The 11,216-nt window shown below is 71.3% G+C and carries 9 protein-coding genes and 1 pseudogene; 7 read left to right on the top strand and 3 right to left on the bottom strand.

The annotated features are described in order from the left end of the window. Nucleotides 1-118: 118 nt before the first annotated feature. A complete protein-coding gene (locus FB157_RS06305; RefSeq protein ID WP_010986447.1) occupies nt 119-382 on the bottom strand; it encodes a WhiB family transcriptional regulator in 264 nt (87 codons plus the stop codon). Nucleotides 383-1,012: 630 nt separating this feature from the next. Here FB157_RS06305 and FB157_RS06295 point away from each other — a divergent pair. The 4 genes from FB157_RS06295 (at nt 1,013) to FB157_RS06280 (ending at nt 5,040) form a co-directional block, all read left to right on the top strand. Beyond that, the gene (locus FB157_RS06295; RefSeq protein WP_145876722.1) at nt 1,013-1,516 is read left to right on the top strand and encodes a cysteine dioxygenase family protein; all 504 of its coding nucleotides are present in this window, start codon (nt 1,013-1,015) and stop codon (nt 1,514-1,516) included. Between the two features lie 135 nt (nt 1,517-1,651). Further along, entirely contained in the window at nt 1,652-2,611 is a 960-nt protein-coding gene (gene cofD / locus FB157_RS06290; protein WP_145876721.1) for a 2-phospho-L-lactate transferase, read from the top strand. Further along, nucleotides 2,608-3,915 carry a coenzyme F420-0:L-glutamate ligase gene (locus FB157_RS06285; protein ID WP_145876719.1) on the top strand — a complete coding sequence of 436 codons (1,308 nt, stop codon included), beginning with the start codon at nt 2,608-2,610 and terminating at the stop codon, nt 3,913-3,915. Before cofD ends, FB157_RS06285 begins: the two co-directional genes overlap by 4 nt. A 111-nt stretch (nt 3,916-4,026) precedes the next feature. Then, nucleotides 4,027-5,040 (top strand): DNA-3-methyladenine glycosylase, encoded by a 1,014-nt coding sequence (locus FB157_RS06280; protein ID WP_186581364.1) that lies wholly within the window; start codon nt 4,027-4,029, stop codon nt 5,038-5,040. 142 nt (nt 5,041-5,182) lie between these two features. Here the strand turns inward: FB157_RS06280 and FB157_RS06275 are convergent, their stop codons facing one another. Beyond that, a complete protein-coding gene (locus tag FB157_RS06275; protein ID WP_145876850.1) occupies nt 5,183-6,265 on the bottom strand; it encodes a sugar phosphate nucleotidyltransferase in 1,083 nt (360 codons plus the stop codon). A 201-nt stretch (nt 6,266-6,466) separates the two neighbouring features. Beyond that, a pseudogene (locus FB157_RS47895) lies at nt 6,467-6,951 on the bottom strand (N-acetylmuramoyl-L-alanine amidase); the annotation flags it as partial. Nucleotides 6,952-7,050: 99 nt separating this feature from the next. Between FB157_RS47895 and FB157_RS06265 the strand changes: the two are divergent. From FB157_RS06265 to FB157_RS06255, 3 genes are all read left to right on the top strand, one after another. Next, nucleotides 7,051-7,806: a TIGR03089 family protein gene (locus FB157_RS06265; protein WP_145876717.1), complete on the top strand. Its 756-nt coding sequence runs from the start codon at nt 7,051-7,053 to the stop codon at nt 7,804-7,806. Nucleotides 7,807-7,972: 166 nt separating this feature from the next. Further along, a complete protein-coding gene (locus FB157_RS06260) occupies nt 7,973-9,175 on the top strand; it encodes an LCP family protein (RefSeq protein ID WP_145876715.1) in 1,203 nt (400 codons plus the stop codon). A 231-nt stretch (nt 9,176-9,406) separates the two neighbouring features. Further along, nucleotides 9,407-11,161, top strand: coding sequence for an LCP family protein (locus tag FB157_RS06255; protein ID WP_145876714.1), 1,755 nt, complete (start codon nt 9,407-9,409; stop codon nt 11,159-11,161). The last annotated feature ends 55 nt before the right edge of the window (nt 11,162-11,216 follow it).

The raw sequence follows: 11,216 nt of genomic DNA, 5'->3' as shown, positions 1-11,216 counted from the left end.
GGCAGCGGGGCGTCTCGGACGAGCGCCCACACTATCGGCTGGCCATGACGACGGCCCGCCGCCTGTGGATAACCCACGAGCAACGGGCCGTTCGTCCGGTTTGTGCGTTTTCGCGCCTTCAGATGGCGGCCTTCTTCAGGCGGCGGCGCTCACGCTCGGACAGGCCGCCCCAGATGCCGAAGCGCTCGTCGTTGGCGAGGGCGTACTCAAGACATTCGGAGCGCACCTCACAGGCGAGGCAGACCTTCTTCGCCTCTCTGGTGGAGCCGCCCTTCTCGGGGAAGAAGGACTCGGGGTCGGTCTGGGCGCACAGCGCGCGCTCCTGCCAGCCGAGTTCCTCGTCCGCGTCGTCGACCAGCAGTTGCTGCACCAGCTCGGTCATGTGCGCCCCTCGTCTGTCTTTCGCGTCCCCGTGTGTAGCCGTTACCGATTTCGGCTGAACGACACGAGTGAAATTACAAGTGTGCTGCTCCGGGCGAGTCAAGCCGAGATCTGCTATTGAGCCCGTTATTCACTCTGCGGAACCAAGGCCGTGCGGAAAGTGTTCAAATCGGCATAAACCTTGCCACGCAAGCGAGGCCCAGAGGGGCGGCGGACCCCGTACAAACCTCTGTACGAAGAAGGACGCCCTCGCGTTCGATCGCGTTCCGCGAGGCTTGAGCGCTCGGTTGTGCGCCATGTGTCCTCGGGGTCGGGTGAACAAACCTTTCACCTGACGGATGAACCGGATGAGGTGAAACGTGTCCCACATCCCGGGCGCCGAGTTGACAGTGCGGGTGTGAACCGCTGTCCTAGGGGGCATGCTCGCGAACTCGGCACTCACCTCGACCCGCACCGCCGGGTCCTTCGGTGCTGCCCAGGTCCGCTGTAGCTGTTGTTGCTGTCCCAGCTGTTGAGCCCGACGCGCTCCGGCTGCCGCCGAGTCCTGTGACCCGGCCGTCTTCTCCTTCGCAGAACCCCCGTTCAGGGCACCCGCTCTTCCGCTCTTCCGCCGAGGAATCACAGCATCCCTATGAACAGCGACAGCGACCTCCAGATCGCCGGCGACATCCTCGAAGTCCCGCACCTGCTCCAGCCGCCGCGCGAGCACCCGGCCACCGTCGCCGAGTTCGCGGGCCTCGCCCGCGAGATCGCCGGCGACCGCTCCCAGTGGGCGCACCTCGTCCGCTACGACGCCACCACCCGCTGGTACCACCGGCTGAGCACGGGTCCCGGCTACGAGGTGTGGCTGTTGTCCTGGGTGCCCGGGCAGGGCAGCGGACTGCACGACCACGGCCGCTCCTCCGGTGTCCTCACCGTTCTGGAGGGCACGCTGACCGAGCGGACCGAGCGGACCACGCGCGCGCTGAAGCCCGGCACTCAGCGGGTGTTCGCGCCCGGGTACGTGCACGAGGTGGTGAACGACGCGCTGGAGCCGGCGGTGAGCCTGCACGTCTACTACCCGGGCCTGACCGAGATGCCGATGCACGCGCAGCACTGCGAGGCGCGCACCGAGCCGCGCCCGGTGACCGCCTGAGCGATCGAGCCCGGCAGATCACCGGCCGGCGGTCCGGCCGATGGGCCATCCGGCCGATCGCCCGCCCGGCCGAATGATCGTCTGGCCGATTGACCACCTGACGCGTTGTCGTACCCGCCTGCCAGACTGGGCCCCATGCGCATTGTGGTTCTGGCAGGCGGCATCGGTGGTGCCCGGTTCCTGCGCGGTCTGAAGCAGGCCGTGCCGAACGCGGACATCACGGTGATCGGCAACACCGGTGACGACATCCACCTCTTCGGTCTGAAGGTCTGCCCGGACCTCGACACGGTGATGTACACGCTGGGCGGCGGCATCAACGAGGAACAGGGCTGGGGGCGGACCGACGAGACCTTCCACCTCAAGGAAGAACTGGCGGCCTACGGCGTCGGCCCGGACTGGTTCGGGCTCGGCGACCGGGATTTCGCCACACACATCGTGCGGACCCAGATGCTGGGCGCCGGCTTTCCGCTGAGCGCGGTCACCGAGGCGCTGTGCGACCGCTGGAAGCCGGGCGTACGGCTGATCCCGATGACCGACGACCGCGTGGAGACGCACGTGGCGGTCGAGACGGACGGCGAGCGCAGGGCGATCCACTTCCAGGAGTACTGGGTGCGGCTGCGCGCCTCGGTCCCGGCCGAGGCGGTCGTGCCGGTCGGCGCCGAGCAGGCCAAGCCCGCACCCGGCGTCCTGGAGGCCATCGCCGAGGCGGACGTCATCCTCTTCCCGCCGTCCAACCCGGTCGTGTCCATCGGCACGATCCTCGCCGTGCCCGGTATCCGGGAGGCGATCGCCGACGCGGGCGTGCCGGTCGTGGGCCTCTCCCCCATCGTCGGTGACGCGCCCGTGCGCGGGATGGCCGACAAGGTGCTCGCTGCGGTCGGCGTGGAGTCCACGGCGGCGGCGGTCGCCGAGCACTACGGCTCCGGGCTGCTGGACGGCTGGCTGGTCGACACCGTCGACGCGGGTGTGGTCGAGCGGGTCGAGGCGGACGGGATCCGCTGCAGGGCCGTACCGCTGATGATGACCGATCTGGACGCGACCGCGCAGATGGCGCGGGAGGCGCTGGCGCTCGCCGAGGAGGTACGGGGAGCGTGAGCGAGGAGCGCGCGGAGTACCGGGTCTGGGCGCTGCCCGGCATCCCCGAGGTGCAGCAGGGCGACGATCTCGCCAAGCTGATCGCCGCGACCGAACCCGGCCTGGCCGACGGGGACGTGCTGCTCGTGACGTCCAAGATCGTGTCCAAGGCCGAGGGACGGATCGTCGAGGCGGCCGACCGGGAGGCCGCGATCGACGCCGAGACCGTACGGGTGGTGGCCCGGCGCGGCACACTGCGCATCGTCGAGAACCGGCAGGGCCTGGTCATGGCCGCCGCCGGGGTCGACGCCTCCAACACCCCGGCCGGGACCGTGCTGTTGCTGCCCGAGGACCCCGACGCCTCCGCGCGCGCGATCCGCGACGGGCTGCGCGACACCCTCGGCGTCGACGTCGGGGTGATCGTCACCGACACCTTCGGACGGCCCTGGCGCTCAGGACTCACGGACGTCGCGATCGGCGCCGCCGGGGTGCGCGTGCTGGACGATCTGCGCGGGGGCACGGACGCGTACGGCAATCCGCTCAGCGCCACCGTCGTCGCCACCGCGGACGAACTGGCCGCCGCCGGTGACCTGGTCAAGGGGAAGGCGGCGGGACGACCGGTCGCCGTGGTGCGCGGGCTGGCCCATGCCGTGGCCGACGAGCACGGTGAGGGGGCGCGGGCGCTGGTGCGTACCGCGCAGGACGACATGTTCCGGCTCGGCACGTCCGAGGCCGTGCGCGAGGCGGTGGCCCAGCGCCGTACCGTGCGGGCCTTCACCGACGCCCCCGTGGACCCGGGCGCGGTCCGGCGTGCGGTGGCCGCGGCGGTGACCGCGCCCGCGCCGCACCACACCACACCCTGGCGGTTCGTGCTGCTGGAGTCGGAGGAGTCGCGGGTACGGCTGCTCGACGCGATGCGCGACGCCTGGATCGCGGATCTGCGCCGGGACGGCAAGAGCGAGGAGTCCATCGCCAAGCGGGTCCGGCGTGGCGACGTGCTGCGGCACGCGCCGTATCTGGCCGTGCCCTGCCTCGTCATGGACGGCTCGCACACCTACGGGGACCCGCGGCGGGACGGCGCCGAGCGGGAGATGTTCGTGGTCGCGGCCGGCGCCGGCGTGCAGAACTTCCTGGTGGCGCTGGCCGGGGAGCGGCTGGGGTCGGCGTGGGTGTCCTCGACGATGTTCTGCCGGGACGTGGTGCGCGAGGTGCTGGGGCTGCCGGCGGACTGGGATCCGATGGGGGCGGTGGCGATCGGGAATCCGGCGGAGGAGCCGAGGCCGCGGCCCGAGCGGGACGCGGGGGCGTTCATCGAGGTGCGGTGAGGGTCCCGTACGACCGCCCGCTCTCGCCTAGTCTCGTAGGACGGCAGACCTGGTCTCGCAGGACGGCAGACCCGGCGCCGCCGGCACCCTCAGAACCCGTAGGACTCATTCGTGTCAGGACGATTCGCTCCGCGGCCCACCCGTACCACCGTGCGCGGTGGGGAGGTCGCCGTGCCCGCCGGGGTGCCCCGGCAGGGCGCGGGGGCCGCTGCGCGGGTGCGCAGCTGGGTGCCGGAAGCGCCGCTCGATCTCGGGCTGGTGCTGGGACCGCTGCGGCGCGGGCCGGCCGATCCGACCTTCCGGACGACGCGGGACGGGTCCGTGTGGCGGGCCTGCCGTACGCCCGCCGGGCCCGGGACGCTGCGGGTGTACGTCCGCGGTGGTGAGGTGCGCGCGGAGGCGTGGGGACCGGGTGCCGAGTGGCTGCTGGAGCAAGTGCCGGAGCTGCTCGGTGGCGCCGACGATCCGGACGCGTTCGTGCCGCGGCACCGGGTCGTGGCGCTGGCGCGGCACCGGCGGCCGGGGCTGCGGCTGACGCGGACCGGGCTGGTGCTGGAGTCGTTGATCCCGTCGGTGCTGGAACAGAAGGTCACGACCGATGAGGCGTATCGGGCGTGGCGGTTGCTGGTGCGGAGGTTCGGGGAGCGGGCACCCGGGCCCGCGGGGGTGAGCGAGCGGCCGATGTGGGTGATGCCGGCGCCTCGTGCCTGGGCGCTGATTCCGTCCTGGGAGTGGCACCGGGCCGGGGTCGACGACAAGCGGGCCTCGACGATCCTGCGCGCCGTGCGGGTTGCCGCGCGGCTGGAGCAGGCGGTGGGGATGTCGGCGGGGGAGGCTCAGGCGCGGTTGGAGGTCGTGCCGGGGATCGGGCCGTGGACGTCGGCGGAGGTCGTGCAGCGCAGCCACGGGGCGGCTGACGCGGTGACCGTCGGGGACCTGCACCTGCCGGGGATCGTGGGGTGGGCGTTGGCCGGGGACCGGGATGCCGACGACGCGGAGATGCTGCGCCTGCTGGAGCCGTATGCCGGGCAGCGGCATCGGGCGGCTCGGCTGATCCTGCTGAGCGGTCAGGTACCTGCGCGCAGGGCGCCGAAGATGCCTCGGGTGGACATCGGTCTGCTGTGAGCGGCCCACGGGGGCGCAGCCCGAGGGGCGCGGGGAACTGCACGACCGGCCCCCACCCACCACGCACCCGCAGGCGACGGACAGCCCAAGGGGGGCTGGGGGCACAGCCCCCATGGACGGTGCCCCCTGCCTGGCCGCGCAGCTACTGGTCGGACGAGAAGCGGAGCGCCCCCGCCGGGATGCGGGCGTCGCACCACACGCGTACGCCCTCGCGGAGTTCGTTGTCGGGGCCGACCACCGCGCCGTCGCCGATGACCGTGCCGGTGAGGACGGAGCGTTCGCCCACTCGGGCCCGGGCGCCGACGAGGGAGTCGGTGACGACGGCGCCGGGTTCGATGACGGCGCCGGGGAGGATCGTCGAGCCGAAGACCCGCGCGCCCTTCGCCACGAACGCGCCCTCGCCGACCACCGTGCCGCCCGTCAGCTTCGCGTCCGGGGCGACCGTGGCCGTGGGCAGGATCAGCCGGTCGCCGCAGCGGCCGGGGACGGCGGGGGACGGGGCCCGGCCGAGGACGAGGTCCGCGGAGCCGCGGACGAAGGCGGCGGGGGTGCCCAGGTCGAGCCAGTACGTGGAGTCGACCATGCCCTGGAGGTGGGCCCCGGCGGAGAGCAGGTCCGGGAAGGTCTCGCGTTCCACGGATACGGGGCGGCCCGCCGGGATCGTGTCGATGACCGAGCGGCGGAAGACGTACGCGCCCGCGTTGATCTGGTCGGTGACGATCTCCTCGGGTGTCTGCGGCTTCTCCAGGAAGGCGAGGACGCGGCCGGTGTCGTCGGTGGGGACCAGGCCGTAGGCGCGTGGGTCGGTCACCTTGGTGAGGTGCAGGGAGACGTCCGCGCCCGTCGACTCGTGGGTGTGCACGAGCCGCCTGATGTCCAGGCCGGTCAGGATGTCGCCGTTGAAGATCAGCACCGGGTCGTCGGGGCCGGAGTGCAGACGCGAGGCCACGTTGCGGATGGCGCCGCCCGTGCCGAGCGGCTCCTCCTCGGTGACGTACTCGATGTGCAGCCCGAGGGAGGCACCGTCACCGAAGTAGGGCTCGAAGACCTCGGCGAGATAGCTCGTCGCGAGGACGATGTGTTCCACGCCCGCCGCTCTCGCCCGCGCCAGCTGGTGCGTGAGGAACGGCACCCCGGCCGCCGGGACCATGGGCTTCGGTGTGTGCACCGTGAGCGGACGCAGCCGGGTGCCTTTGCCGCCGACCAGGAGGATCGCTTCTGTCACCTGTCGTCTCTGCTTCCTGCCGGGACCGGCCGAACGACTCGTTTCGGCCGGCCAGTGTATGCAGACCGTGCGACGGTGCCCTCGTTGGCCGCGCGGTGTCCCGCGAGATCGGCGTCCGGTTCCCCCAACCGACCCCCGCCGTCCGCGAGCCTCCCCCGCCCGTCCCCCTGACGGCGGTGAACGCGCGCCCCCGTGCCCTCGGCGCCCCTGATACCGCGCCGCGCTGGAACGGGCCGTGCCGAGCTCGGCGTAGAGCCGCTTGCCCGGACACTCGGTGGCGAACTCGTCCCGATGGCCGGAGATCACGTTCAGTCGTACGTTCTTCCCCTTTGGGTAGAGATTGCCACCGCCCGACGTCAGGTATGTCCTTCCGCCCGGATCGGCCCCGAAGAGCCAGAGCTTCCAGGCGGTGAGCCCGGCGACGGCCGTCACCGCGGCGGCGGACGGCTGGGGGAGCTGTATGTGCCGATCACGGCGCTGCCCATGCTGTTGCTGTTGAACCCGAGGGTGTGGGCACCCAGCACCGCAGTCGCCAGGCCTCCGGCCCGGCCCTCGTAGATGCTTCCGCACTTGTCGACGACGACGTTGTAGCCGATGTCCCGCCAGCCCATGCCCTTGACGTGGTAGCGGTGGATACCGCGGATGACGGAGGGGCCCCGGGAGCAGGTGTGGTTGTTGCCCGAGGCGGTGTCATCGGGGAACTGACGGACCGCCGGGAGCCGTTCCGCCGAACCGATGGCCCCGGCGCGCGGTGCGCAGGCCGGCCCCGGCGTACCCTTGCGCGGGTGAATGCCACCGATCGCACCCCTGCCGACCTGCTGCGTTCCGCGCTCGCCGCGGATCCCGGCCGCCCCCTGGTGACCTTCTACGACGACGCCACGGGCGAACGCGTCGAACTGTCCGTCGCCACCTTCGCCAATTGGGTGGCCAAGACCGCGAATCTCCTTCAGGGCGACCTGTCCGCCGGGCCGGGCGACCGGGTCGCGCTGCTGCTGCCCGCACACTGGCAGACGGCCGTGTGGCTGCTCGCCTGTGCGTCGGTGGGGGCGGTGGCGGACGTGTCCGGGGACCCGGCCGCCGCCGACGTCGTCGTCAGCGGGCCGGACTCCCTGGAGGCGGCGCGGGCGTGCCGCGGGGAGCGGATCGCTCTCGCGCTGCGGCCACTGGGAGGGCGCTTCCCACAGGCGCCGGACGGCTTCGCCGACTATGCCGTGGAGGTGCCGAGCCAGGGGGACCGGTTCGTGCCGTTCGCGCCGGTGGACCCCGAGGAGGCGGCCCTGATCGTCGCGGGGGCCGAGTTCAGCGGGGGCGAGGTCGTCGAGCGGGCCCTGGCGGACGCGGTGCCGCTGGGCCTGGCAGGGCCGGGATCGAGGCTGCTGTCCGCCCTTCCGTACGACACGTGGGAGGGGTTGAGCGCGGGGCTGTACGCGCCGCTGGCCGCCGGGGGGTCTGTGGTGCTGTGCAGGAACGTCGACCGGCTGGACGAGGAAGCCCTCGCCAAGCGGGTCGAGAGCGAGCGGGTGACCGTGCTGCGCCGCTGAGAGGGGGCTGGGCGAGCGCGGGTGCGGGGAAGCCGTTCGCGCCCACGCGGCGGAGCCGCACATCGGCACGGCCCCACGCCCCCTCAGCTCGGCCGCCCTCACCCATGTGGAGCAGCAAAGGGCGACCCCCGCCCCTCTCCCCCGCCATCGTCGTAAGAGCAGAGGCATGACGCTCGTACGCCATGAGGGGGCCCGCACCGTGAACGACAGCGTTCGTCGGGGGCTCGGGGCCTCGGCCGCCGGGGAGGGACTCCTGCGACGGCATCGACGGCGGTGGGTCCAGGGGGCGGCGCTGGCGATGGGCGTGGTCGTCGTGGCGGCGGCCGGTGCGGGGTGGGCCGTGTACGCCAAGCTCAGCGCCAACATCACCCCGGACGACGCGGCCGCCGCGGAACTCGCCCGCTACGAGCGGGAGCGGCCCACCGCGCTGGTGCGGGACGCGCAGAACATCCTGCTGATCGGGTCCGACACCCGGGCCGGGGACGGGAACGGGCAGTACGGGCGGGACCTCGGCAGCGAGCGGTCGGACACCACGATCCTGCTGCACCTGGCCGCCGACCGGCGCAGCGCCACCGCCGTCTCGCTGCCCCGGGACCTGATGGTGGACATCCCCGGTTGTCTGCGGGCGGACGGCAGCCGCAGCGAGCCGGCGTTCGCGATGTTCAACCACGCCTTCCAGGTGGGTGGTTCGGCCTGCACCATCCGTACCGTCGAGAAGCTGACGGACATCCGGATCGACCATCACGTGGTGGTCGACTTCAGCGGGTTCAAGAAGATGGTCGACGCCGTCGACGGGGTCCAGGTCTGCCTGAAGGAGCCCATCGACGACAAGGCGGCCAGACTGAAGCTCCCCGCGGGCCGGGTGACCCTCGACGGGGAGCAGGCGCTCGGGTACGTGCGGGCCCGCAAGTCGATCGGCGACGGCAGCGACACCGAGCGGATGGAGCGGCAGCAGCGGTTCCTCGGCGCGCTCGTCAACAAGGTCCAGAGCAACGACGTCCTGCTGAACCCCGTGAAGCTGTATCCGGTGCTGGACGCGGCCACTTCCTCGCTCACCACGGATCCGGAACTGGCAAGTCTGCGCGGTTTGTATCAGTTGGTGCGCGGCCTGCGGGACATCCCCGCGGAACATGTGCAGTTCCTGACAGTTCCACGCGAGTCGTACGTCTACGACTCCAATCGCGACCAACTCGTGGAGCCTGATGCCGAGAAGCTGTTCGCGCGGCTGCGGGCGGACCAGCCGGTGGTGGTGGCGCGGTCGGATTCTCAGGAAGTTCTCAGGGAGCCCCCCGGGGCGAGTCCCGGGAACAACCCCTCCGCCGCTCCGACGTTCCGCGGGAACACGGCGGCCGAGCACACCTGCGAGTAAGGCGTGCATCAAGGCGACGAACTTCAGTCCAGAAATATGGGGTGGATTGCCCAGTTGTAGGAAGGTGGAATTTGTCACCGGCGTCGCTTGACGCTGAACTGGGCGGATAGTGTGAGCGATCCGGTGCACCCCCCGCGAGGTCAGCCCTGGGGTCGTGCGCCGATTCACCGAGACCCGAGCGCCTTTGAGGGGGAAGGCGCCGCGTGGCCCCGACGGAGGATTCGGACAACCGTGGACGCGCAAGGCCGTGGGCGGGCGGACAACATCGACCCCGCAGACCAGTGGGTACTCAATCCGAATACCGGCGAATACGAACTGCGACTGAGCGCTTCCGCACCGCAGTCGTCGGTTCCCGGTCCGCGTAGACCGAACTCCCGTGATTCCGGCGGTGCCGGGCGCGGCCGCGGTGACGCGGCGGGGGGCGGGACGCGCGAGATGCGGGAGGTGCGCGGCGCGGAGGTGCCGGGTCCCCGTTCGGGCCGGCGCAAGGGCGCCGAGCCCGAGCCGCCGCCCACCCGGCGCGGCCGGCGGCCGGTGAAGAAGAAGTCGAAGGCCAAGAAGGTGCTGGCGTGGACAGCCGGCGGCACGGCGTTCGTCCTGGTCGCCGTCGGCACGGCCGGCTATCTCTACCTGAAGCACCTGGAAGGCAACGTCACCACCACGGACGTCGGTGACGCGGCCAAGAACAGCTTCAGCAAGGACGACGCCTTCAACATCCTGATCATCGGCACCGACAAACGGACCGGCAAGGGCAACGAGGGCTACGGCGACTCCGGCAGCGTCGGGCACGCGGACACCAACATCCTGCTGCACGTCGCCAAGGACCGTACGAACGCGACCGCGCTGAGCATTCCGCGCGACCTGATCGTGAACGTGCCGGACTGCGAGACCACGCAGGCCGACGACACCAAGAAGATCATTCCCGGCACCGACGGGGTCCGCTTCAACACCAGCCTGGGCCAGGAGGGCCGGGACCCGGGCTGCACGATGCGCACGGTGAAGGAGGTCACCGGCATCGAGCCCGACCACTTCATGATGGTCGACTTCAACGCCGTGAAGACGCTGACCACGGCGGTCGGCGGCGTCGACGTGTGCCTCAAGCACGCGGTGAAGGACAAGCAGTCGCATCTGGACCTGCCCGCCGGCCCGTCCAAGATCGAGGGCGAGCAGGCGCTGGCGTTCGTCCGCACCCGGCACAGCTGGGGCAACCAGGGCGACCTGGACCGCATCAAGGTGCAGCAGCAGTTCATGGGCTCGCTGATGCGCAAGATGTCCTCCAGCGACACCCTCACCAACCCGGCCAAGCTGATCGACCTCGCGGAGGCGGCCACCAAGGCGCTGACCGTCGACAAGGGCATCGGCAAGGTGAGCACGCTCAAGGACGTGGCGCTGGAGCTGAAGAAGGTGCCGCCGAAGAACATCTCGTTCATGACGGTGCCGGTGGTCGACAACCCGGCCGAGAAGGTCCACGCGACGGTCGTCGTCGACAAAACGAGGGCACCCGAGGTCTTCGACGCCATCAGGAACGACGTCTCCTTCACCGAGGTGAAGAAGAAGCAGAAGGCGGCCAAGGACGCGGCGGCCGCCCGTCTCAAGGGCAGCAAGTCCCAGCCCTCCGAGGTGCGGGTGCGGGTCCTCAACGGCGGCGCCGAGGCCGGCAGCGCACAGGAGACCCTGCAGTGGCTGCAGACCCAGGAGGGCGTGCTCAAGTCGGAGAACGCGGGCAACGCGCCCGCGGAACTGAGCAGGACCACGCTGGAGTACGCGCCCGACCAGGCACCCCAGGCGCGTGAACTGGCGGCCCTGATGGGGCTGCCGGGGTCCGCGCTGAAGCCGGGCAAGAGCGTGACCAACTCCCAGGGCCTGCCCGCGATGACGCTCACCCTGGGCAAGGACTTCAAGGGTGCGGGTGTCTCCCTCACCCCTCCGTCGAAGGCTCCGTCGGTCGACAAGTCCACCGCCGACAAGGTTCAGTGCGCCTCGTAGGTAACCCAACGGGTCCGTCGTGCGTCTAACTCGGCGCGGGACGGACCCGTTTCAT

Source organism: Streptomyces sp. BK340 (assembly GCF_007827595.1).
In the GTDB taxonomy this organism is placed as follows: domain Bacteria; phylum Actinomycetota; class Actinomycetes; order Streptomycetales; family Streptomycetaceae; genus Streptomyces.
This window is presented reverse-complemented; position numbering and strand designations above follow the sequence as displayed.

Bases quoted from the DNA above. Each gene is read 5' to 3' on its own strand.
- FB157_RS06260 (WP_145876715.1), top strand. From the start codon at position 7,973: ATGACGCTCGTACGCCATGAGGGGGCCCGCACCGTGAACGACAGCGTT.
- FB157_RS06305 (WP_010986447.1), bottom strand. From the start codon at position 382: ATGACCGAGCTGGTGCAGCAACTGCTGGTCGACGACGCGGACGAGGAA.
- cofD (WP_145876721.1), top strand. From the start codon at position 1,652: ATGCGCATTGTGGTTCTGGCAGGCGGCATCGGTGGTGCCCGGTTCCTG.
- FB157_RS06295 (WP_145876722.1), top strand. From the start codon at position 1,013: ATGAACAGCGACAGCGACCTCCAGATCGCCGGCGACATCCTCGAAGTC.